The 24720-nt window shown below is 36.0% G+C and carries 22 protein-coding genes; 10 read left to right on the plus strand and 12 right to left on the minus strand.

Annotated elements, in window-relative coordinates:
- Positions 1-72 precede the first annotated feature (72 nt).
- Positions 73-546: a DinB family protein gene (locus HQN86_RS01390; protein ID WP_172659259.1), complete on the minus strand. Its 474-nt coding sequence runs from the start codon at positions 544-546 to the stop codon at positions 73-75.
- Between the two features lie 189 nt (positions 547-735).
- Here HQN86_RS01390 and HQN86_RS01395 point away from each other — a divergent pair, with 189 nt between their 5' ends.
- Both HQN86_RS01395 and HQN86_RS01400 read left to right on the plus strand, forming a co-directional pair.
- Positions 736-1323 (plus strand): Crp/Fnr family transcriptional regulator, encoded by a 588-nt coding sequence (locus HQN86_RS01395; protein WP_172659260.1) that lies wholly within the window; start codon positions 736-738, stop codon positions 1321-1323.
- 219 nt (positions 1324-1542) lie between these two features.
- Positions 1543-2301, plus strand: coding sequence for an SDR family NAD(P)-dependent oxidoreductase (locus HQN86_RS01400; RefSeq protein WP_172659261.1), 759 nt, complete (start codon positions 1543-1545; stop codon positions 2299-2301).
- A gap of 419 nt (positions 2302-2720) precedes the next feature.
- Here HQN86_RS01400 and HQN86_RS01405 read toward each other — a convergent pair whose 3' ends face one another.
- The 3 genes from HQN86_RS01405 to HQN86_RS01415 form a co-directional block, all read right to left on the minus strand.
- Positions 2721-4082: a hypothetical protein gene (locus HQN86_RS01405; RefSeq protein WP_172659262.1), complete on the minus strand. Its 1362-nt coding sequence runs from the start codon at positions 4080-4082 to the stop codon at positions 2721-2723.
- A 460-nt stretch (positions 4083-4542) separates the two neighbouring features.
- The gene (locus HQN86_RS26685; RefSeq protein ID WP_216854305.1) at positions 4543-6060 is read right to left on the minus strand and encodes a hypothetical protein; all 1518 of its coding nucleotides are present in this window, start codon (positions 6058-6060) and stop codon (positions 4543-4545) included.
- Positions 6061-6537: 477 nt separating this feature from the next.
- Positions 6538-7863: a hypothetical protein gene (locus HQN86_RS01415; protein WP_172659263.1), complete on the minus strand. Its 1326-nt coding sequence runs from the start codon at positions 7861-7863 to the stop codon at positions 6538-6540.
- A gap of 97 nt (positions 7864-7960) precedes the next feature.
- Between HQN86_RS01415 and HQN86_RS01420 the strand changes: the two genes are divergently transcribed.
- Positions 7961-9511 carry a hypothetical protein gene (locus HQN86_RS01420; RefSeq protein WP_172659264.1) on the plus strand — a complete coding sequence of 517 codons (1551 nt, stop codon included), beginning with the start codon at positions 7961-7963 and terminating at the stop codon, positions 9509-9511.
- On the opposite strand, the gene HQN86_RS01425 is transcribed toward HQN86_RS01420, so the two are convergent.
- Positions 9512-11011, minus strand: coding sequence for a glycosyltransferase family protein (locus tag HQN86_RS01425; RefSeq protein WP_172659265.1), 1500 nt, complete (start codon positions 11009-11011; stop codon positions 9512-9514).
- 912 nt (positions 11012-11923) lie between these two features.
- On the opposite strand from HQN86_RS01425, the gene HQN86_RS01430 reads away from it, so the two are divergent.
- The 4 genes from HQN86_RS01430 to HQN86_RS01445 are packed head-to-tail and all read left to right on the plus strand — an operon-like array spanning position 11924 to position 17424.
- Positions 11924-13654 carry an SIR2 family protein gene (locus HQN86_RS01430; protein ID WP_172659266.1) on the plus strand — a complete coding sequence of 577 codons (1731 nt, stop codon included), beginning with the start codon at positions 11924-11926 and terminating at the stop codon, positions 13652-13654.
- 3 nt (positions 13655-13657) lie between these two features.
- Complete coding sequence (locus HQN86_RS01435) at positions 13658-15055, plus strand: argonaute/piwi family protein (protein WP_172659267.1); 1398 nt, start codon at positions 13658-13660, stop codon at positions 15053-15055.
- Positions 15056-15086: 31 nt separating this feature from the next.
- Complete coding sequence (locus HQN86_RS01440) at positions 15087-16136, plus strand: hypothetical protein (protein ID WP_172659268.1); 1050 nt, start codon at positions 15087-15089, stop codon at positions 16134-16136.
- Positions 16129-17424 carry a hypothetical protein gene (locus HQN86_RS01445; RefSeq protein ID WP_172659269.1) on the plus strand — a complete coding sequence of 432 codons (1296 nt, stop codon included), beginning with the start codon at positions 16129-16131 and terminating at the stop codon, positions 17422-17424. Before HQN86_RS01440 ends, HQN86_RS01445 begins: the two co-directional genes overlap by 8 nt.
- Before the next feature lie 285 nt (positions 17425-17709).
- Here the strand turns inward: HQN86_RS01445 and HQN86_RS01450 are convergent, their stop codons facing one another.
- Complete coding sequence (locus HQN86_RS01450) at positions 17710-17955, minus strand: helix-turn-helix domain-containing protein (RefSeq protein ID WP_172659270.1); 246 nt, start codon at positions 17953-17955, stop codon at positions 17710-17712.
- A 341-nt stretch (positions 17956-18296) separates the two neighbouring features.
- On the opposite strand from HQN86_RS01450, the gene HQN86_RS01455 reads away from it, so the two are divergent.
- Both HQN86_RS01455 and HQN86_RS01460 read left to right on the plus strand, forming a co-directional pair.
- Positions 18297-19109 (plus strand): sigma-70 family RNA polymerase sigma factor, encoded by an 813-nt coding sequence (locus tag HQN86_RS01455; RefSeq protein ID WP_172659271.1) that lies wholly within the window; start codon positions 18297-18299, stop codon positions 19107-19109.
- A 4-nt stretch (positions 19110-19113) separates the two neighbouring features.
- On the plus strand, positions 19114-20211 hold the full coding sequence (locus HQN86_RS01460; RefSeq protein WP_172659272.1) for a hypothetical protein: 1098 nt from the start codon (positions 19114-19116) through the stop codon (positions 20209-20211).
- A 133-nt stretch (positions 20212-20344) separates the two neighbouring features.
- Here HQN86_RS01460 and HQN86_RS01465 read toward each other — a convergent pair whose 3' ends face one another.
- The 5 genes from HQN86_RS01465 to HQN86_RS01485 all read right to left on the minus strand — a co-directional run bounded on the left by HQN86_RS01465 (position 20345) and on the right by HQN86_RS01485 (position 23427).
- On the minus strand, positions 20345-20794 hold the full coding sequence (locus HQN86_RS01465) for a protein-disulfide reductase DsbD domain-containing protein (protein ID WP_172659273.1): 450 nt from the start codon (positions 20792-20794) through the stop codon (positions 20345-20347).
- Between the two features lie 260 nt (positions 20795-21054).
- The gene (locus HQN86_RS01470; protein WP_172659274.1) at positions 21055-22035 is read right to left on the minus strand and encodes a DUF5712 family protein; all 981 of its coding nucleotides are present in this window, start codon (positions 22033-22035) and stop codon (positions 21055-21057) included.
- A gap of 1 nt (position 22036) precedes the next feature.
- Positions 22037-22609: a BfmA/BtgA family mobilization protein gene (locus HQN86_RS01475; protein ID WP_172659275.1), complete on the minus strand. Its 573-nt coding sequence runs from the start codon at positions 22607-22609 to the stop codon at positions 22037-22039.
- Between the two features lie 239 nt (positions 22610-22848).
- Entirely contained in the window at positions 22849-23145 is a 297-nt protein-coding gene (locus tag HQN86_RS01480; protein ID WP_172659276.1) for a hypothetical protein, read from the minus strand.
- Positions 23146-23148: 3 nt separating this feature from the next.
- Positions 23149-23427, minus strand: a complete 279-nt coding sequence (locus tag HQN86_RS01485; protein ID WP_172659277.1) for a helix-turn-helix domain-containing protein — start codon at positions 23425-23427, stop codon at positions 23149-23151.
- 373 nt (positions 23428-23800) lie between these two features.
- On the opposite strand from HQN86_RS01485, the gene HQN86_RS01490 reads away from it, so the two are divergent.
- Complete coding sequence (locus HQN86_RS01490) at positions 23801-24124, plus strand: hypothetical protein (protein ID WP_172659278.1); 324 nt, start codon at positions 23801-23803, stop codon at positions 24122-24124.
- 214 nt (positions 24125-24338) lie between these two features.
- On the opposite strand, the gene HQN86_RS01495 is transcribed toward HQN86_RS01490, so the two are convergent.
- Complete coding sequence (locus tag HQN86_RS01495) at positions 24339-24641, minus strand: hypothetical protein (RefSeq protein ID WP_172659279.1); 303 nt, start codon at positions 24639-24641, stop codon at positions 24339-24341.
- Between the last annotated feature and the right edge of the window lie 79 nt (positions 24642-24720).

The following is a 24720-nucleotide window of genomic DNA, read 5'->3' on the forward strand; positions in this document are numbered from 1 at the left end:
CTTTTAGTTGTGAAAAGTGTCTACTTCACAATTCAGAAAGCACTACCGTATAGAAAGATCATATTGAGTACGTCATTCTTTGACTAACAACTTCAAATACGTAAAAATCTTCCCACTATGCTCCGCTTCGTGATAATTAGCGGCTTGTAAAGCCTGGACATGATTTTTCACTTGAATTCCGATGGGTAACTCAAACGGGTTATAGTTGACAAATAATCTGGATTCAAGATCGGATTCAAGGTGGTTAACTGTATCAATCAATAAATGTTTCACCTCGTTAACATCCGGAGTAATTTTCCAAGAACCCGGAGACGATCCAATTTTGAAGGACTCCATGAATTCCTTAGATATATACATTGGTAACCCGCTACGCATATACATATGCCTCTGTTGAGAAGTAATACAATGACCGATTTGCCAAATTATATTATTGTTAAAACCCTCTGGAATTTTAAATAATATTTCGTAGTTACTTGTTTCCATTAATTGCAATAGCCTAATCCTGCTAGCTCTTAAAATTTCACATTCGAAACGTTCATTTATCATTTAAGTTGGTTTAAGTGCTTAGCAACAGAAGAAGCCATTATGTTCTCTAAAGTAACCTTTTCCTGTTGAAGTTCAAACTTTCTCCGATTGATACACAGTCATGGCTTACTTAGTGATTTAAGATGTTTGCTTTTCTTGTTCTTTTATCAGGAAGCTTGAGTAAATTGCGAATAATTATATACTTGAACGATGTCAAATTTTGAGACGCTTTTCTATTACATTCAAGAAACATCTGGCAAATTGCTCTCAGAGGATGACAAGCATTTGTTAATGGCACATTTTAAACCCAAAAAACTTCGAAAAAGACAATACTTCTTACAGGAAGGGGACGTGTGCAAATATATTGCGTTTATTGTAAAAGGATCCGCCAGGACCTTTACGGTAGATGACAAAGGGCATGAACATATACTGAAATTGTCTTTGGAAAACTGGTGGATAGTGGATTTTGAAAGCTTTTACCTGTTAACGCCAAGCCGCTTTAATATTGAAGCGCTGGAGAATCTGGAGGTGCTGCAATCTACCAATGCTCAAATTGAGGAGTTTCTTAAGCATATACCTGCCTTTTCAGCGATGTCCAACGTAATTAGTCAAAATAACACCATTGCAACACAAAAAAGAATGCAGGCCGCTATGATCTATACCGCTGAAGAGCGTTACGAGGACTTGATCAGCAATTATCCGCAGTTTCTACAACGGTTCCCGCAAAACATGATCGCTTCTTATCTGGGCTTGTCCCCGGAAACTTTGAGCAGATTAAAGAAAAATTCTTTTAAATAAATCTAATCTCAATCGATATAAGCAGTAGTGACCGCTCTAGCATTTAACTGCTTTGCTTTTTTGCATCTTTGTTAAGTTGTTATTTTACAATTCCTTATCCGATTAAAGTGATTAAGGTCATCGCCTTAACTTGATCTGGGTCAAGCTTACTTAATGATCCATATCAATATCCAGTTCCCTGTAAGTCAGGATCTTTGGATATATTAATACATAAAAATCATGAGTAAATTAGAAAACAAAGTAGCGGTAGTTACCGGTGCTTCGAAAGGAATAGGTGCCTCTATCGCCAAACACTTTGCGGCAGAAGGCGCAAAGGTAGTTGTGAATTACGCTTCAAGTAAAGAAGGTGCAGATAAAGTGGTGAAGGAAATTACTGACAACGGAGGCATAGCCATTGCGGTACAGGCCGATGTATCTAAAGAAGCTGATGTAAACAGGTTGTTTGAGGAAACTAATAAGGCATTCGGCAGCCTGGATATTTTGGTAAATAACGCGGTTTATCAGGGATATGCACCTATTGAACAGATATCAGCAGAAACTTTTCATAATAGTTTTAATGTCAATGTACTTGGTCCCATACAAACTATTCAGGCAGCTTTAAAATTGTTTGGTGATAAGGGTGGCAATATAATCAATATCAGCTCAGGCGCAAGCAAGATGCCTCTTCCGGGAGCCTCGTTATATTCCGCAACTAAAGCGGCTTTAGATGCCATAACTATCTCTTTGTCGAAAGAACTGGGTATCCAAAAGATTCGCATCAATTCTATTTTGCCGGGTGCTACAGAAACAGAAGGTGCAGCTAGTGCGGGCGTCACTACCGGCAGTGAGTATGAAAAAATGTTTATTGCCAACACACCACTTGGTCGCAGAGGTAAGCCCGAAGATATTGCGAAAGCAGCCGTATTTCTGGCTTCCGATGATGCCGCGTGGGTTACGGGTGAGCAAATTTCCGTGTCGGGCGGAATGTACGGCTTTTAAATCATGCTGTGGTTTTGAGTCCCCGACGGTGATCATCGGGGACTTTTATTTGCCTTCGGAAACCTTTGACCGGACCATGTCCCTACTACATATTCTGTAGTGAGTCAGCATTTTGAAAATGCGCACCCCAATACAAAAAAAGCCTCCAAATCATCGATTTGCAGGCTTTTATACGTTTTGTTACTCATTTCAGTGGTCCCGACGAGAATCGAACTCCCTGGGTAACCAACATATTTTCAATGAATTACAAATATTAAAATATGCTACTCACTGAATAACTCACTGCTCTTGAATACGTTTTAGCTGCAATTGCTATAATACTAATTTACAAAAAAAATAGAACTTTCATAAACTTGCTTTACTATTGATGTCTAAAGAAACATATTTGTAGTTACACTACACAATCCAATACTTGAGTGTCATAGAGAGAATAAATATCTATTACATAATTCCCTTGATGCGGTATCCATAGTATCGTCCAATACCCACTGACTGACCATGGATTTAAAGTTAAAGTTTTTATACTCTAACAGAAGTTCTAATATATCTAGATCTTCTTTCGTTGCACCCTGCATAAGAGAGGGAAGAGCTGACTTTATTAGCTCGCTTTCCCTACCTCTTAATACTCTAATAATATTAGCACGAGCAAGTGAACTCATTTTTTTTTGAGTAAGACAGGTTAATAGATAAGACGTGGATTTATCGTCCTTTCTTTGCAAAAAGTAGTTAAACAACGGAAATATCTGACGATAATTTGTCGTGTTTTTGATGGTGAGACAAATCTCATCATATAACTCATCATTTTCAATAATTTTAGTTCTTTCAATAAAGGGGAAGTAATCATGAGGTATTTCTCGCTCTCTAATAATTTTAAGCCATTTCTTTTGGGATAAAATATTAGATGACTCTTTCAAAGCCTCAAGCAGTCCTCTATCGCTAGGGGTAAGTGCAATCAGGCTATCAAGCACATGAATATCGTCAGACGAAGAACTGTTTGCAACCGCCTTCAACGCTATTGGCCTTAAAACAGTATCATTCATAAATGGTTGCAAAATTCCAGCCATATGATTGCTATTAAATTCAGCAAGCACAGCAATAGCCCAACCCCTTAATGAATCTTGACTTCCCGCTATATCTCGCAGCGATTTATCTTTTTCCGATGTTAACCTACCTTTCGACAATGATCTTATCGCTAAGTACCTAATGACAGTATTCGTACTATTTATATTGTCGGTTCCAAATTTCTCTAACAAATTACTTTCCATTTCTAAAAAGCGCTCAATCAAATAGGCTCCGATTGGTTCTTTTGAATAATGTAGAATGGTCTTAATAACCGGCTCTGTTTCTTTTGATTGTAATGAAATCAGTGCACAGGCTGCCCGGAAATCCTTATAGTCTGTTTTCTTTAGTATTGCCTCAATAAATGGGATTCTAGATTTATCGTAAACTGCAGCGGCCAATAAACAGCCTAATTGGTTTTTTTTACTGGCAGAATCTTGAAGTAACATATCTATATTAAGTTCGTATAGGCTGCTAAATCTGAAGTCCATTAAAGAAAATTCCTCACTTGATTTGTTTTGAAGCACCCCGGCTAAAATTGCACCTTTATCAGAGAAATAAAGCAAATGGTTATATTTTTTCAACAAACTATCTATTCCGATATCAGCAAATTTACCAACTGCCAACTTCTCGAAATCCTCTTTAAACTCAAATAATGATTGCGCACTAACATTGAGGCTGAAGAGGAGATACATAAAAAAAATACCAAAAAATTTTTTCATCTATAATTTATACACTTAATCAATAGGTTTCTCCTGTTGAACGTAGATGCATAACAGGTTGGCTGTTATTGCCATTAAGTTTAATAAAACAAAAATGATTATCATCGACAACACAAATCCGTTATTCCAACCGTCATTAAAAAGTGGCGTAAATAGCATGCTAAATAATAATAACGATGATACTACGCAAACAATTCGTTTGTATCTGTTTTTTTTAAATCCGCTAAACATCAAGGTTATGAGAGAAAGCAAAATTAAACCGTTATATATCGCATTGCAAAGGTACGGTAACTCTTCAAATGGGGCGGCATTCTTTGTTATTGTCAGCGCGGAGATTAGTAAATACAAAAACATAAATACTGATATTTTTGTGTCATATATAACAACAAGACAAAATGCCACCCCCGTAAGGATATTTAGTAGGCCAATATTTCTCGTTAAATAAGGCATATATTTATGTTTATGGGCAAACACCTGTTTTTGCCGGCGCGGTCTTTGGCGCAGTTACCGGCTCTAGCACGATACCTGGTTTTCCTTCTGTTTGCATTGTTTTCAACTTCGTATAAAGGCTGCCTGGAGATCTGCCAATAGTTATAGTTACATTACCGGACTGAAGTTGAGCATTGGGAACAGAAATCTGTTCAGCTGCAGGCCGAGTCGCATTGTAAACATCAACAGCATAGTCTACACAATTATAATCATTTAAGTCATAACTTTTGTCTTTTTTTGTAGTCGCGGTAGCTAAAGCTAACTCAAACGCACTTTGTGTTATATCCTTGCTTATACTTGCATTATATTCATGTCCTCCATTGTCATTGATTTCGCTTCCTACGGCTCCCATTGAAAGGCTCAAAATTCCTGTGCCAGTTCCATCTTTAGGATAAAACCCGAAAGTTTTACTCATTGTTGTTGATCCGTTCTTTTTCGTTAGCGTAATGAATCCATGCCCAGGCTCGAAATTAGAAATATCTGTATTCGGGTCGTCATTTTTTGGTATATCAGTATGTAAAGTTATTTTATAAGTCGCGCCTGTATTGGAGATACTTGCAAAGCATTTTAACAATTTCACTAAATCAACAGTATTTAGAGATTGAATCACAACAGTTACGTCTACATTGCCTCCTATAGGTCCTCCACCACTAATGATGCCGCTACTAAAGGACCCACTCCCGCTCCCTGATCCATTACCCCATCCTGATCCACTGCCACTACCAGATCCTCCTCCTGGGGCAGTACAACTTAATTCTGTTATGCTTACAATCACGGTTTTACATTCGGCTCCATTAGCGGTACAGGTTGTTGATGTCGTTATTAAATAAGTACAATTTGGATTAAATGTGTACTCGGTAATAACCGATACGGTATTACGAATACCTGAGCCTTTGCTTCCCATAGATTTCTCTCGAACACTTCTAAGACTTATTTGACTATTCTTGATCATAGATTCAGGATTTCGAGTTATTTCCGAATTTTTCTCTGTTTTAATTCCGTTCTCGAATACAGAACTTCCAGTTAAATAATAATTTATATCATATCGAAGAATTGATCCGGTAAATCCATTAATTGATTTGTCGTTATTATGTAAAACTAGATTATTCAAATTATCCTCTACTTTGTAGCTATTACTTACAAACTCAAATATATTTCCTGATTTAATTTGATTTCCTTTAGCTGAAAATACGAATACACGTTTAACTTCGTACCGCGGATTACCCAGATCATATTCCATCGTGGGGACTACAATTTGTTCACTTCCATCAGACGATTTAACCGACCAGGAGTCTCTCCAAAGTGGGCGTAACTTAATTTCTCCGGGAGCATTTTGAGTTTGACGCTGATGCCATATTTTTGCCATTTCCAACATATCTGAAGAAATCTGTTGATCATAAACTATATTCTTGATGTCCTTACGGCAGGCAAAAATTAAAAGACAAACACTAAAAAGTGTAGCCATTACGAATAGAGAGCGTTTTTTCATACTTGGTTTGTTTTTTGATAAATCAGTTTTACAAAATTTAATACTGCACGTGATTTTTTGAGCAGGTATTGTTTGCTATTATAAATAGCAGGTCGGTTAATATGTTGTGAAAGATGCGTTATTATTGGATATCACATCGACTAGATGCCATTACGGGTGAACTCTGTTGACAATCAATATGATATGTCAAGTATGAAAATAGGTGAGTGAGTGGTAGAGCGTCGTTCATAAATGTATTATTAATTAAATGAATGTAGGAATTTAGAAATTAGTATTTGTTAAATTTTACAATGTAGCATTTATTTTACATTAAAGCCTGGTAGAAAATCAGTTTCCTTGCCAGAAATAAAAGGTGCTTAACGGTATATTATCCAAATGATAATAATTTGCTGCGGTATATAAATTCAGTAACAGGATGATTACAAGTAAAAATGAACCTAAATATATTTTGACTAATTCTTGTTTTCTCATTTCCTGTTAATTTTCCTTCTTCCACATTTTAAAATCACTTCTGTTAATCATCGTACCTTTCAGTTTGTCTTTCAGCGTCGAAGTATTTAGCCATACCCCGCAATGAATATAAGAGTAAATTAGAAAACAAGAAAAGTAAATAAATCCGGCACAAAGTATCAGTCTCTTATGCCTAGAATTATACATGCCGTTTATAAACAGATAACCAAGTATAAAGTACAATCCAATAGTTGCCAGATAAGCATATCTGTCTGCGATCACTGAAAATCGCGCAAGAGAAAAAATATTTATGACTAGTCCTATATGAATAATGAAAAATGCCAGACCTGCAATAATCCATTTTTTTCTTACAAAAGGATAATAACAATAAATTATTCCAATTATTGCTGCTGGATAAATCCAAAGCCATAAAGGCATCACGTCATCGACTCGAAAAGGGAAAGGATATAAGTAGGATAAATTTACTGGTACCAACGATTTCGTAAAGTATTCACTTAGGGTAAAACAAGACAAGACAATTCTTTGAAGCATAGGGTAAAAATGGGTGTCTTCGATCACCTCAACTCCTTGGGATTGTATGGTCACAATTCCAAACAAAAGCGAGAGTATGAAAAATGGGAGTTTTTCGTACCAAATCATTTTATTTTTTAAATCTCTATTGTTAAGATAATCAATCAGAATCAAACAGAAAGGGAGTGATACAGCCTGTTCTTTAGCACCAAATGAGATCAAAAAAAAGAGGAGTGTTAAGTAATAATAAAAGGGTCTGGAAGAGCGGATATAGTTACAGTAAAAAATAACAGAAATGATATAGAAAAAAGCATAGATTGTAACTTTAGACGCAGCAACCCAGGCAACCGGTTCTTGATTAAAAGGTGAAATCGCAAATAAAAGAGCCGTAATAAATGCTATTTGACTGTTTTTTAAGTTTGACGATGAGGAAATCAGGAAGCATATTTTTTTTACGAGATAATAGATTAAAAATGAATTCAATAAATGAATTATAACCCCTGCTATATGATAATAAACTGGATTATATCCGAAAAAATAATAAAGCAGCGTATAATATATCTGATTTACTGGTGAATACTGACCATAATGAAAACTTTTCAGAATAGAGTAAATGTTCCTCCAATTCAGTCCACCTTCTGTATACCGATTTAAGACAAACCATTGGTCGTCCCAACCAATCAGAAATTTAAAAGAATGTACCTGCCAGTAGACAAATAATAAAGAAAGGAAAATTATTGATAGATGAAAAATACCTGGTTTTGTTGGGTATTTAAGCAAAACATGCTTTACAAAAGGTATTGTGCTGATATTTTTAAACATATATTGAGCGTTAAGAGTGCATGAAAGATAAATCATTTTCCCCTCTTTAAAGAATTTCTGCAAAAATCTAATCTTTATTTATAATTATCTTTATGCAATGATAAATGTTGTTAATTTCCTAAAATCAAAGCAGAAGGAAATCTTTCTGATACCTGCCATTTTCTTTTTTCTTACTTATTTCGGATTCTTCTGGATTTACAAACTCGATGAGTTCCCAGGTCTGCATGCAGATGAAGCCTGGTCTGGTTTGAAAGCTTTTCACTTTATGGATAAGCACGTTGATCAGTTAACCGGTATGAACAACTACACTGGCATTCTTGAAGCGCTATTAAGCAAGTTAGTATTTACTTTATTTGGACCCGGTGTTGCACAATTAAGAATTAGTGGGGCGATTTTGAATTTAATAGGATTACTAATAGCTGCCCATACTTTATTTGTCAAAAAAAGCTATAGAACAACAGCTATTTTTCTTTTAATAATTGGCCAGTCAACTCTGTTTATGATCTCACCTAGAATTGCCTGGGAAGTTAACTCCTTTACATTATTTTTTATGTCTCTTTTGTTTATTTCCTTTATCAAAATCACAAATAGAAACAGTAATAAAAGAGGTCTTTGGATATTTCTTTTTTTATTCATCAATGCTTTGGGTACTTATAATCATATTATATTTTCAAGTATCTCTTTCTCAGCATTTATAGGCGTTTTACTTTGGACGGCATATTTTAAATCCAATGAGCAGATTCAGATTTTAATTCTGTTGTTCATAAATATGTGTAATCTAGTTATAGTTTTCTTAGTAATGCGTTATGTTAGCGGTTCTATTAACGTTGCATATATTTATATAGGAATTGTAGCTTTGTTAGCTACATCGACCTTAGTATATCACAAAATCATTCTTACAGATTTATCCTACAACATAAGAATCAATGTTCCAATAAAATTCATACAGTTTCTGCTTATTCTTTTTAGCGGACTATTTATTTTTTTTCATGGAATTGCTTTTTTCCAAATCATTGCTGGTTATTTATTCATTCTGCAAGTTTATTCATATGAATGTTCAGCCTTAGTCCAAACTGCCGGAGCAATAATAGGTATTATCTTTATTGGACACCTCATTCGATTTCTATTAAAAGATTTACAGCATAAAAATCAGGCTAAATTTTCATTTTTCATTTTTGCTTATTTTGGTGTATTGTGCTTATATACAACGAGTGTCTCATTTAGATATTATCTCGCGCTTTATCTAATCATTGCCATCTATATGGCTTATAAAATAGGGAATCACTTACCCACAAAAAGTTTTATATTAGCGCCGTTGGGCTTAAGTTTAATTATGATAAATACCATATTGCTAGATATATTCACAAGTTCAAATCGTCCTGTGAAAGCTATTGAATTTAAAATTGGAAATAAGCAAATAGAAACTACAGCGCACTTCTTGCCAAAATTACCAATTATAAACTTCCTAAAAATTCACAAAACCTTAGAAATACAATATTTGTGTGAGGATCCATACTTCTTAAAAGAACCCATTCTCTTTTATAGGGTAATTAATCCCTGGCCACAAGTGAAAGGGCAAAAAACAATTATTGATTATAACTTTAATAGCTATGAAAGCGGGTTTAATCTTTATGAGGGAAAGCCATAACTATTTAAACTCATAGACCTTTAAGCCAAAATCGTTAAGAGATGGATTGTATATTTCATATAGATAAATCAGAAATTCTGGAATATTTCGGTATACTTCAACAATATGAAATCTACGTAATAAGCGATCTGCCCGGCTACCTGTAAAATCGTTATACGAGATAACCAAGAGGTTCACTTGGCCGTCTTTTTTATGACGAACGAAATCATCCTGCCAGATCGAGCTTATGTGATCCAATTTAAGCTTAGAACTACTGTAATAACTATTTTTTGGCGGACCCCAATCAATAAATGGATTTTGCCCGTTTACTATAATAATATTAAGGTTTTCATCACCGTATTGTCTATGTATCCATTCAGTCACGACTGTCTTATTGCTACCAGCTCCTGTAGACGCAATAGCTACCAGCCCAACAATATTCAATACTACAAGGAAAACCAACCCTACCGAGCCAATGATACGCCATCGGCTGAGTTTATAACGCTTATATACTCCTTGATAAGATAAAATGAGAAAAATCGGCACCAGATTAGCTATTGGGTATAAAAACCTTAATTCCTTATGCGGTATAATTGAATGAACAAATAGAAAGGGAATGACCGTCCAAAGCATTATGTTTTTGGGCTGATAATATAGAAGAACAACAAAAGAGACCAATATGAATATACCAAATGGGCCTGATCTAAACAAAATATAATAAAGATATTGATAGAATGGAGATACCCCAAAATTGGAGGAGACACCGTCCACCAGGTTTACAAAAAAATAATTATATATGGAAAGGGTGAGCTCCCCATACATCCAAAAGTCAATCAAAATTCCCCCGCTAATTGTTAAACCTAAAGAAGCAATTAAGCCAATTAGATTCTTTGGGTTTATTTTGTAAACCAGGATAAGCCACAATAAAACCCCTGTCACCAACAGGGCCGATTGATATCGGAAAAGGATAGAAATGCCTAGCAGTATTCCTAATAAAATATACTTTCTTAAATTTTCCTTATAACGCGTCTTTTGGATGAAGGCAAGGACAATCATAAACATCAATCCAGACCAGCTTTCTGAAGAAAAACGAACATTAATATACGGCAAAAACCACAATAAAAAGGAAAGCAGAACAAAAGAACTTTGTAATTTTTCGGCAATTGTTGATTTGTATGCATTGACAAACGTCTTAATTACAAAAATTGACACTATAGCACTTATCGCTCTCAACAAAAAGGCTATATTATATCCGTCAGTTACACCAATCCAATTAAATAACTTAAGCAAGCAAAAACATATAAATGGCTGAAAACCAGGCCGTATTTTAGCTTCAAATTCCCAAGCCAATTGATCAATTCGAAGTATTCCTAACTTATAATTGGCAAATTCAATAATCTGGTAATGTTCATCTTCATGATGGTAACCAGAGCTTTTGTAAGCCACCACTATGTAGATGACAAATACAACAAAAATAAACCAATTTGAATTTTCAATCTTTGATCTGTTTTTATTCGGCATATCGGAGAGACTTAGCAAATTCGTTAACCCTTAAAATTGGACCGCGTAAGATATATAAGATTTAGTTTTCAATTGAATAACCCAACATAGCAAATTATTTTTATTAAAATGGGGATATTTCAAAATTCTTATCTGAACAAGCTGAACATTTCAGCTATTGTGGATTTTTCAGGTGAATCCAATGGCGATTGTAATGATTAGGCTAATGGACTGCTTTTTGTATAAAAATTGCTGAATCGTTGAATGTTCTCAAGGCAAAGGTTTTTTTCAAAAAAGGCCAACTATTCTGTACATTTCGTCTGAATTTAGTGCTTCTTTTTAATGACTACAGAGAATCGAACTCTTAGGATAACCATCGTATTTTCAATGAATTACAAATGGTAAAAATTGCTACTCATCAAATAACTCATTGGACTAGAATACGTCTTAGCTGTAATTGCTATTACTTATTTAGAAAGAATATTTAGATTTAACAATTCTATAACCCAATGTCAAAAGTATTTTACGCTTCAATTCTATTTAGATAATATTATTTTGGGAATAAATATGCAACTACAAGAATAACTAAATCGTCACTCCCCATGAAATACATAACCTCGGTTAAGGTATCAATTATGGAGGCAGATGAGATTTTCAATTAAAGCCTATATAAAAGCTAAAAAACATAGTACAATCAAAACTAGCTATGTGGGATAATTAGGTGACTTCAAACGAGGATAGGGCTAATATTACTAATACAAAAGACTTAAGAAAGTAAATCATATTCTTCATTGTGTGTCTTTGATAAATATTTGAGCTTCAAAATGCTTTTTAGACATGAATGCATTAAAAATATTATACTTTTACTATTCGTGTTAAATGGAATTAAGCTAATTAACACTAAATGTATTTTGGACCTAACAACTTGTTTTCTTGGCTATACCTTTATCTGAATTTGTTAAATTTTATCCGCTGCGAGCCAAAGGGTTAGCTTGGCTTTTTGGAGCTGGGTCATCCTTTTCTGCTGGAGTTCCGACGGCGGGGGATTTTATTTGGGATTTTAAAAGGAAGATTTATTGTGCAGAACAGTCTCTACCATTAAGTCTTTACACTAACTTAAGTGATGTTGGGATAACTAATCAAATACAAAATTATTTTGATTCGCAATCTGAATGTCCAGAATTAGGCTCTCCAGAGGAATATTCTTATTATTTTGAACGCGCGTTCCCATCTTCTATAGACCGGAGTCATTATATAACTGAAAAGACTCGAGGTATGGAATTGTCTTTTGGGCATAAAGCAATGGGAGTTTTATTAAAAAATGACTTCTTAAAACTCATTTTCACAACAAATTTTGATAAAGCCTTTGAAAATGTCGCAAGCAAAAACATATCGAGTTTAGAAAAATGGTTTTGCGGAGACCTTGATAACGCTAATAATGCTTTGAGGTATTTCCAAGCGGGAAATAGGCCATTAATTCTAAAACTTCATGGGGATTTTTTTTCAGAAAGGATAAAAAACACAACCGAGGAGTTGAAGGAACAGGATGATATTTTGAAGAGTATCCTATCAATATCCTTAGATACAAACGGGCTTTGCGTTATGGGATATAGCGGTAGAGACAATTCTATAATGAAAGTTCTAAAAGAGGCTATTTTAAAAGAAAATAGTTATCCAAATGGTCTGTATTGGTTTATTAGAAGTGGATCTGAACCTCTTCCAGATGTTTTGGGTTTAATATCTTCAGCAAAGGCCTCGGGTAAAATGGCAGAGATAGTCGAAATAGATACCTTTGATTCAGCGTGGTCAGATATTATTAAGGGGTTTGATAATCTTCCTAAAGACGATACAGATAAATTAAGTCAATCCTACTTAAGGACAGCAAATAGTCCCATTCCTAAAAAGGGAAGTAAGTATCCAATAATTCGTTTGAATGCGATTCCAATACTAAAATATCCTGCAACCGCAAGATTATATAAATGTGAAGCAGGCGATACAAAAGCGATTAAAAACTTAATACAAGAATCTAAACTGCCTCTATTAGCAATAAGAAAAAAAACAGGCATTGTTGGCTTTGGCTCTGATGAAGATTTTAAAAAGGCCTTCGCAGACTATGGAGATTATGAGCTAGATATGTATCAAGTAACAGAGAAAGATATTATTTATGATGATTCCTCAATGAAAGGATTGATAACGAACTCTGTTTCTGAGGCACTTATAAATGGAAAACCTTTGAGATTTACAAAACGTAATAATAGGTATATTATTTTTGTAGATCCTAAAAGACTATCCGATCCGTTACTTTCCTCATTAAAGAGAAATTTTGTTTCGTTGAGTGGTATCATTCCAAAAACAAAGCTAATATGGGTAGTTGGTATTGAAGTGAGCATTCAATATGCCTCTGCAAATCCATTATTGTTGCTAACACCAACTATTATAGCTTCGAAAGGAGAAATAAAAGAAGACAATACTTTAGTTGCGCCTTATATTAAAGAATTTACAGCGAGATGGTACAACCAAAAATATGACGAAATATTAAATTCATGGTTAGAAGTTTTTTTTCAAAAAAAGAAGGAAATATCTATTTCGGCTTTTTCTGAAATAAAAGGCATTAATGCGCATTTTAAATTAGCGAGAACAACTGCATTTACAAGGAGTAATTAAATTATGGAATTTTCGGCATACCAAACACTACCTGAGCCAAAGCTAATTTTTGAAGCATTTTCAAATGCTCAAAGCATCCATCCATTAAGGGGATTGAAAAATTTTGGCCCCTACTCTTTTAAACTTAATCCAATTAGTACGATAAAGGTTGCCTGTATTTATCCGCAAGGGTCTTATAATACTATCGAAAATTTAATAAATGAATTACAAAGTAATCATATACCAAAAGAACGATTAAATTATTTGGAGGAGTTCACTGGTTTTAAAAACATATTTAGGACTAATGTGGAGATGGTTGATAAGCAGGTTTCAATAGCTTTAGAGACTAATGAAGTTTTTAAAAAGGATGTTCCTCCCCATATTTCATTGAGTGAAGCAATTAGCAATGCCATCCGCGATATGTCGAAAAAAAGATTCGAATTTGATATATTAATAATATACCTGCCAGAATCATGGTCTGTTGGGTTTGAAAATCTACCGGAAAATTTTGATTTGCACGACTTTATTAAAGCAACTGCGGCAATGCAAAATATTGCAAGCCAGGTTATAAACGATAGTGCAATTAAATATAAATGTAGATGTAGCGTAATGTGGAGACTTGCTATAGCTTTTTATGTGAAAGCAGGTGGAATTCCATGGAAACTTGCCACCATTGACCAAGATTCAGCCTTTATTGGCCTCAGCTATGCAATGAGACTGAACTCTAACACAAATAAGTTTGAATTTACTACCTGCTGTAGTCAGGTATTTGATTCTGATGGGACAGGTCTTGAATTTGTAGCATATGATGCTGTAGAAATTGAATCACGTCAAGGCAATAATCCTTTTTTATCTAGAGGGGAGATGCTTAAACTGATGTCGAAAAGTTTAGAACTTTACCAGAAAAAACATGCTGGAAAAAGACCTAAAAGGATTATTGTGCATAAAACTACACCATTTACACAGAGTGAGATTGATGGGGCTTTGGACGCAATTCCGAGTAACATAAATCTTGAGCTATTGCAAATAGTTCAAGATACGAATTGGAAAGGAATTAAATATGTCGAAAGAAGTGGACGGAGAATGGCAGACTATTATCCATTAAATAGAGGAAGCTACGTTCAAATTGGTAGGCATGAAGTCTTACTTTGGACACAAGGAAATGTAGTTTTGAATACAAAGAATTACTTTAAGGAAGGGAAGAATATTCCTTCGCCACTGTTGATTCGCAGATTTACTGGTGACTCTGGATGGGATGCAAATTGCCAAGCTATACTGGGATTAACCAAAATGAATTGGAATCATGATGCTTTGTATGATAGACTACCTGTTACATTAGGTTATGCACGCTCCTTGGCAACCACCATAAAAAGAATGAACAACTTGATAAATAAACCTTATGAATTCAGATATTTTATATAACTAGCATTATAACGCTCCAATCTAAATTGATATGCAAGAAATTAAGCACTCTTCATTGACTGAATCTGTTAGTTCATCTATTGGAGATTTTTTATATTTTGAAAAGTTTCAGACTGATCCGATAGTCAAGGAAGGAATATTAGCTTTAATTAATTTAATATCTGATTATCATGAAGAAGGCCATGCTTTATTTCCAGAGGTGTTGATTACTAATGACTTGGAGTTTTTTAAATCGATTCCTAATAAGGAAATACTAATTAATGAAGCAGAACTTTCGGTTGATGAATTTAAAGATGTAGTAAAGTTGTGTGCTCCACTTGCAATAAACAACTGGATAATATTTATCGAAATAAAGGATAAAAAACTAAAGTATGGTTTAGTAAGTGCTGAAATGTCAGATACAAGTCCTTCTTTATACAATCAGACTGTAGGTGCTTTAAAAGAGGAAATTCCTAATACTACGATTGCTTATATCAAAAGTTTAGGACAAAAAACAGTGGAATTAGCGGGTCTGAGTAGACGGTTAATTATTTCTTTAAATTTGGAAGATCCAAAAGGATATTCTCAAAATGAAGTTCATCAATTGTCTTCGATGATCACGGAAAAGTGTGATGAGCATTACAGAGTCAATATTAACACTTTTTTTGAAAAGATTATAGATGAGGCACTTAAGGCAGGTCATGGTAATTTAATTGGAATTGTTGAGGATCAAGAAGATGTAATTATGGCTTTAAAAGAGAAGTTGAATGTTAATGGCGGGGTTTATCTTCCTATGCCAATTGATTTTGAAGAGCTAATTGTTTATTCAGAGCAAAATAAGGATAATGAATCTTCAATAAATCTTCGGGCTCACTCATCGATCTTGAAAGCAATGCTTAATCATGATGGGATTACGATTATCACTAACAAAGGGAGGGTAATTGGGTATCACCTGTTAATTGATCCTTATGTTAATGAAGGAGATGTGTTGAGAGGTGGAACTCGGTCGAAGGCCTATTTATCGATGCAAAATTGTAAGTTTTTTAAGTGTTGTTTTTATAAGTCTCAGGACGGAAACATAAAAATTTGGAAGAATGAATAATGTTCAAATCTGGCAAGGACCTAATGGAATAGTTGTTCCTGCATCTGCAAAAGATGCTACGGAAATAATGCCATTAGCAGCCTATTTAAGTGACAGGCAAAAGGCCCAAATAATAGCCGCCTTTCAGGTTGAAGCATATGATATGGCTGCTGAATATGCCTGGAAAAAAGCTATGGTTAAGCTGAAGGAAACTTTAGCAACATTAGGGCTGCGATTTATAGGCGAAATGCTTAATCGGGATGATATTGATGAATATTCTTTAGTTGACGCTGTTTTAACGGATTATTCAGCAATACAATTGGCGGAACAATTAGGGGTTGTCGGTACAACAGCTGCACTCAAACTAAGGCACTGTAATGAATTAATTACGCATTATTTTTCGAAGAATGCGGAAGAAGAACTTGACTATAATACAGCATTTTCGATTGTTAGATCAAGCATCCAATATATTTTAGGGGAGAGTGATATCTCAATAGGTGTTGAATTTTCTCAATTTCGTCAGCGACTTTTAAACGAAGCGTTGCGAACAGATGATGACCAAGTTGAATCCATAATTAATGCGCCTTTATTTTATCTGAGAACGGTTATGACAATTCTATTGTCTGCAATAAAAAATGATATAGGTGCAAAATTGGAACATGCCATAGCAAACTTAAATCTGGTAATTACACATGTTTGGAAAAAGCTTGGTGAAAATGATAAATGGAATATAGGAACAGCTTATCGAGACGTAACATCTGCAGGCAATACTATAGCGGCATCTGGATTAAAATCTGCTTTATTAAAAGTTGGAGGGTTTGATTATGTTCCTGAGAACCTAAGGTCAGTTACCTTTATAAAGGCAGCACAACAGGTACTTGAAACGCATTTTGCTTTTAACAATTTTTACAATGAACCGGCTGTTGTTGGTAAATTGTCTAAGTTAGGTTCAACTATTCCTGCTCCTGCTTTGATAGAATGTATGCAAGCATATTTAGCTGTATTAATAGGAAATTCATATGGAGTCTCTAATGATGCCGCTTATATTGCTAATAGTGAGCTTGCAAAAATTTCTGAAGAAAGGTGGCTGTATTACTTTGAAAAGGTCATTCAAACCGATGAAATAATTTTACAAAAAACAAATGATTATCAGTTAGGAAGGTTTAGAAATTTCTTATTGGAAAACTCTCTGTCTACTTTTTCTAATCTGCCAAAAAACAATCAGATGCTTTATGAAGCAATTTTATCTAATAATACCAAACGAGCGAGAGCTATAGCGAGGGAACTTTTTGAGAAAATAAAGGGTTAATTTTAATCATAACTAAAACTAGCACGCTTTTTTTTAAAAAAATAGCTGTTATCGAGAAAGCATTTTTAGAGATAATTTTAATCCAAGAATTAAATGTGCTTAAAAAATTACTCGTTCGGATTGAACTCTAAAATCGATCTAATGGATTTCTAATGCTAAAAGATTAGAATTTATTTGACAGAGCTGAGAATTCGTATTCCCTTTCGGTAAAAGTTTTCATTGGAATCTCTAAATAATTAGAGAGGCAATCTGCGACGAAGTATCCCCTCTATATCCATGCTTAATTTACTCAGTTGGTGGCCTCAACTCAATATCAAATAATTCTTTTGGGTGTAATTTAAGAGCCTTTGCAATTTTATATATAGTTGCAAGCTTCACGTCAACTCTTCCTTTCTCAATATTAATAAGTTGAGGATGTTCCATTTCAGCCATTAAAGCAAATTGTCGAACCCCCAATCCACGTTCTGCCCTCAACTCTTTTATGCGTTTACCTAGTTTATCTTTCAATGAATCTAAATCATCAATATCCATTATGGAAGATCACATTTGTTAAAAAAAGAATTGGTATAGCCGGATATACCAATAAAATTTAGTATCTTAGTTTTATGAATCAACTATAAATATATATGTAATGTTATTTTTGTAATTCTTCTTAGATGAGATTAGAAGCATTACACTAGAGTCTTGTACTGGAAAACTGGTAATTCGAAAGGACACAAGACGACGGTGAAGATGCTCACGCTAAACAGCGTGGGCTCTTTTTGTCGTGTCCCGGGTATACCAGTACCTCCAGTACGATGAATTGAGCTTCACGCTGTTTTGCGTTAACTTAGTTTATGACTCATATTAATTGCTAACTAACTATTATTAATATGAACTTTACCAGTTGTAAGATCGAGGACAAACACCGTAATTTTCTCAAATTCAGCCAAGGCGATGAAAAAGGGTTGGAGTACTTCTATAATCGCTACTACCCATCACTATTCTACAAAAGGAAAAGATATATTAAAGACGAAATCAATGCCGACTGTATCGTCAACGATGCCTTCCTTCGTCTTTGGTTGATCAGGAACACCATCATCGATCCTGACCACATCGAAACCTTTTTGAGCAAGACAACCTTGGACGCTTGCAAGGCGTACTACAGAACTTCCCGAAACAACTTTCAGCGAAACATGCTCATGCTCGATGACATCGAAAACTACCAGAAATTCATGGCAGGTTATGATCCCGAAGACGAACTTGACCACGAGGACATCATGTATCAGGAGGAAATGGACGAACGGCTAAAATTACAATGGCAGCAAGTTGAGACGGTCATCCCCAATCTCACTGAAAACCAGCAGCTGTTTATCAAACTCTGCCTGAAATACACTTTCAACTACGAGCGTATCGCCTCTCATATCGGTGGCATCTCTGACTATCAAGTAGGAAAAACCGTTGAAAAAATATTGGAAACCATAAAGAACATCCTGACCAGTTCACAAAAGCTCGACGATACAGGAAAAAGCGGCAAATTCAAATTCGAGGGCGATCTGTGCGAAGAGCAATCCAGGATCCTGCATATGCGCTATGAACTCCAATACAGTTTTGAAGAGATCGCCAGTCAGTTGAATTTAAGTGAGGAGCACATCAAAAGAACCTTTGTAGAAGCCTACACCAAAGTCAAAACGGTTAAAAAATAAAGTTATGGAAAAAGACACGATGATTGTAAACCGTAAAATCCAGCTGCTGATTGATTCCGATGATAAAGAAGTAATCAAAGTCGCAAAAGATCAACTCTATAGCTGGCAACGGATTTGTTTCCGGGCAGCCAATATGATCATGAGCCATCGTTTTATACAAGAACAGGTCAAAGACTTCTTCTATCTGACAGAAGAGATCAAATTTAAACTCGGCGATCAGAAAAAAAATGAAAACGGCATCTTGAAATCTTCCCGTACACACACTACGTACCGTTTATTATCCAACCATTTCAAAGGGCAGATTCCCACAAATATCCTCAGCAATTTAAACCATACCCTGATCTCCCAATTTAACAATGATAAAACTGCCTACTGGAAAGGAGAAAAGTCACTGAGCAATTACAAAAAGAATCTTCCGCTTCCTTTCGGGCCGGAAGTCATCACCAGATTCGACACCACGCCGGATAACAAAAATTTCAGTTTCAAATTGTTTCAGATCTCCTTCCGGACCTATCTTGGAAAAGATAAATCAGATAAAAAGGTGCTTTTGAACAAGATAAAAAGCGGAACGCTAAGACTCCATACCAGTAAGCTCTACATCGATCATGGTAAGGTCTTCCTACTGGCAGCGATCGGAATAGAAAAAGAACAAAACATACTGGATACCTCCGTTATTGCCGAAGCCTCATTGTCCATAGAACACCCTGTAACCGTTAAAATCGGCAGTTATGAGCATACCATCGGAAACAAGGAAGAATTCCTGCACCGCAGGCTAGCCATACGGGCGGCAATAGAAAGGGTAACAAAAGGTGTCGCCTTTAACCGCGGCGGACACGGAAAAACGAGAAAAAGAAAAAGCCTGAAGGAATACCAGCATTTGGAAAAAAGATATGTCGACTACAAATTACATGTGTACAGCCGAAAACTGATAGACCTTTGCGTAAAACATCATGCAGCAACCCTCATACTCGTCAATCAGGAACAAAAGGAGGAAATTGCAAAAGAAGATCCCTTCCTGCTACAAAACTGGAGCTATTACAGTCTAAAAGATAAAATCAACTATAAAGCAGAAAAAGCAGGGATTCAGGTCATCATCGAATAACAACATTAACGAGGCTGCTTGTACAGCCGTAGGGTGAGACAAAAATGTACTCACTAAGTCTAACAGATCATACAACCGCTATGGGCTCTATTGATTTAGTCGCCGTTAGAAAAGGTCCGCCTTTACAAAAAGGCTATTTAACTGGAATTGAAAATTCAATGTTTTGCTGAGGAAGACACCTAGTGTTGTCACACACCATAAATTCAACCTGCCCCTTCACCATCAGGGGAGCATTTTTTTTCAGCTTTATTTTTTGCTGAAAAACAACGGACTTTTCATAATAACTTACATTTAAATCAAGATTCTTCTCAAATTTTGTTATAGGTTTAGGCTGAATGGTCTTGCCAATTACCTGGTAGTCAGAACTGGACTTGAAGGCAAAGCTTGTCTGAATTCCATCGCCTTTTGGGATATTTTGAGCATAAACATGCCATCCTTGCTCGATATTAGCTCTAATATACAAGGTAGCTTCCGTAGGAGAGGTCTTTTTTGAAAAATAACCCCAAGACACGGGTTTAAGAATTTGGCCTTGGACCGTGGCTGTTATGAAAACACATAAAATGATAAAAGGTAAATTTTTCATTTTTCTTATTTTTTTAAACTTACTATTAGAATTGAAACCAAAAGCAATTTGACAACATAATTGGCCGCAAACAGGAATAAAAGTAGTTCAACCTACCCCGTAAACACCAAAGCAAAAACCTCCGGTTTTTGCAGGCCGAAAATGCGCGGGAGCCATATATCTGCCTATCCGTAGTTGGGTAGTATAATTATCCACATGATTCCCACTGTACACAATTGACGACTTATTATTGCTGGACTTCGGGATTACGGACTAAATAATTACCGACCCATTTCGTGTCCCTGCTCCAAGCTTTTCTTCCTTTTTATTCTTCGCCTTTCGGCTTGTCCAACAGGATCAGCAACAGTCCCTTGGTCATAAACGGGCTCAAGCATGATTTCAAAAAAACTACTTGAGGTCTGTCCCGCCTGCTTCAGCATTACACCACCGCTGCTAAAAAGTCCCTGTGCAACACCCTGTACCAATTCAGCAGCTAAAGACCTGGACTGGTAATTTAATTCAGCGCCCTTTTCCAGCACATGCAATTGTTCCATTTGTTTTATGCTCCCATTCTTCTTAATGTTTGCATAAGCCATCGTCTCTTTAAGCTCCCTCTTAAATCCAAAAGTCTCATCAAACAGTCGCTCACCACTTTGTTTAAAAGCCACCCTGTCAAACTGACCCATTTTTTTAGAATGTTCTGCATTCTTTCCCCTGGAACTGTTCATCGGACTCAGCCTGAATTTACCAGTAATATCCTTCCTGCTTACGATTACCTGCACATGCATCTGATTACCCGTCTTTAAATCTCCTCGTCTCTTCGAGCCATCTTTCACCTCCTGGTCTTTGTAACTATAGTACCTGTTGTTTTCGACTTTGGCAAACCAAAGCAAATCCCTATTACTGTCAATCCCAGTCTTCTTAAAATTCCGTGCATATTCAGTCATCACTTTTTCTACATATTCTTTCAATCGTTCCTTGGCCTCTACCTGTCCATATTCTTCAATCAAATACTTCAACTCTTTTTGACTGGGACTGATATTGATCAGGAAAAATTTTGCCTCATCATTGCGTAACCTGCTGTTATTTCCATCCAGGCTACGCCTGACCGCATACGGTTCAATATTCCGGGCCTGATGATTGAACCAATGCTCAGGAACTTCCTTATTGTTGGTCCTATTTTCCTTTTCAAGATAATGAATCAAATGATTGCTGCTGTCTTTATTGTCTGCAGTTACCTTATCTGTGATGTTGATATACATATTACAGGTGGCTGATTTTCTGTCTAACCTTTTGAATTACTGTCTCCTTTTCTTTGGCAGAAGTAGTGATGTTAAAGGAATTACGGACTTTAACGTAATCCTCGAAAATGTCCAAAAATTTTTCTTTCAACTGTTCCCTGGTATGCAGGCTGGCAAAAACTCGTCTCATGAGCTCATCCGTCTGCGTAAACTTTTTCACCTGGGCCTCCTGATTACCTAATAAAAGCTTTTGATGATTAAATATTTGGTCATTCTGCTTCAGTACCTGACCATTAAAAGACTGGATCACACGACCCAACGCATCAAGCATACGGCTAACATCTGTCTTTATCGGAATCAGGAGTTCAGCCTCTTGAGTTCGAATGAACCCGATATAATCCTTGTGACTTTTCAGCAAGGTATTCTTCAAAAATTCATCATTTATATCAGCAGGATCCTTCTTGCTTCTAAAAAAGTAATCTACCATTTGTGTAAAAACCTGGCGTTTACTTCTGCCCAGCTTTAACGCAATCTTATCAAATTTGTCCGCAACCGATTCCGGAAATTTTACCGTTCTCAATGTTTCCTGTTCCATAAAAGTCCTCCAAAATACCGTTATTCAAATCCAAGATCCCTGCTTAGGGTTCCTTATCCTTTATTCTTGCCATATCCAATGCCCCAACGAACCCCTGGAGGGTTCGTTAAACAGCCTTAAGCATCGCTTAATGGCTAATGGTCATGCTCTGCATAACCACCGCTTGCTCCTTTTCTGAAAGGGAAAAAGGACAATCACCTGAACCACCATCCTGTAACAATGAACCAATCAGCTGCACATTACTCATGATCCCAATGAATTAAAGAAACCAGGCTTGCACGAAAAGGATCATAAGATGGCTGATAGGTAACATACCCATAGACGACCAGATCACTCATGCATTTGTGGTAAGTAGATATTGATCGAATGCGGGAATACCGCATCAACTTTCGCCGGCAAACCCGAAACTCAGCCTTAGGGTCATCAGCTGGACTAAAATAAAACACAGCCATAAACAGACTCAAATGAGAGGGCAGCAAACGAGAGTCATAAGCAGCCCGTTTGAGAAAATTTTCAATAAGGAATGATCGTTTCATAGCTCAATGGGTGAATGATAAGTTTTCTTCCAGGACTCTGTTAATGTCTTCATGTTTATAGTATAATATACTTCCCACTTTTGTAAAAGAGAGCACACCCTTTACGCGAAGTGCCTGCAAGGTTCCCGGAGAAATGCCGAGCATCTTTCTCACCTCACCACTCCTTAACCACTTTTTCTGAACGTTCTCACCGCTATCAATTTTCAGTTTACTTAGCTCTTCAAAAAGGTCCTTCTTAAAATTTTCGAGATCCGCTCTGGTAATCAAATCCAATGTTGTCATACAGTATATTTTTAAGTTTCTAATACGTCTGATAGGCACCTGACTTTCCCACTATTCAAATCTCTAGTAGAGATAAATATATTTTTCACACGCTGTTTCACACCTTGTTGGTATTATTCAACCTGAACTGAGAATACTTACGTTCACAGGCGTTTTTAATGTTATCGTAATTTAGTCATAGGCAAAGAAAGCTCTCAGAAATCATGCCTTATCCCATGTGGGATAAATTTATAGATGGGCAGGCTGGGGATTATTCGATATAAGGCCATTACTTTCGCGGAAGTAGTATCCTATTACAGATCTCAGAATACCACGGCAGCAATTAGATCCATACACCGTTGAATTTAAAGGAAAAGTCTTAGATTGGTTCGTAATGGAGCTAAGGCCCCGCGCGGGGACATGGATGCCTGGCTTCGATGCTATACCTATTCAGGAAAAAACTGTTGTTCAACCAGCAATACGGTTTGCTGGCCGCGGTCATATGCCTACATCAATGAAAGCCTTATTAATAAACTCTTTTCAAAAGCCGTCTGAAGACAACGAATGGTTTGTAGTTGGTCAAGCAACGGAAGCTTCTCCAACAATTAGTATGTTCTTTTTTTACAAACAATTACCCTCTAAAATACTCTTTGGTGGCACCAACGATCCGCACTATTACATGCAATTAGGCCGGGACCAAAATGGTACGGGCGTCTGACGGCCGTCAAAAACTTATCGTACACCAAGAGGTTGAAATCAGAGGCCAGCTTGGTATTCACTAAAAGTAATCCATTCACTTTGGGATATACATTACAGGTGAAAAACCCAGGGCGGAGACTCTAAGTTGCCGACTATCCGCTTATTGGGCCGCTTCACATGACCAAGTATAATAATCACCTAGTTGTATAGTTTACATGTATACCTAAAAGCGGTCAATCAATTATAGACTTAAGGTCTTTATAGCTGTATTTTGCTATAGGATCGCTAACTACTTTTATTTCCAATCCCCTTAGTTCGGAACCACGATAACCAACTCCCTTTGTTCTACGAATTCCCTCCAATTTACCCCAATCTTCAACTAAAACAAGGAGATCTCTCTGCACTCTATCGCCAAATACTTTTACATCTAAGTACTCTTTGTTTCCAGTCGTCTTATAACTATTAAAGATATAAGTTAATTTGTCTGAACGATCGTTATTCGTTTTACATGATATGATAGTAGCAATGAGAAACAAGCATGCAACAATTATTGATTTAATCATATATAGTTACTAAAGGTCATGATGAAGTTAATAAATATATTTGACAAAGTCC

Origin of the sequence: Pedobacter panaciterrae, assembly GCF_013204795.1 — a bacterium.
GTDB lineage: Bacteria > Bacteroidota > Bacteroidia > Sphingobacteriales > Sphingobacteriaceae > Pedobacter > Pedobacter panaciterrae.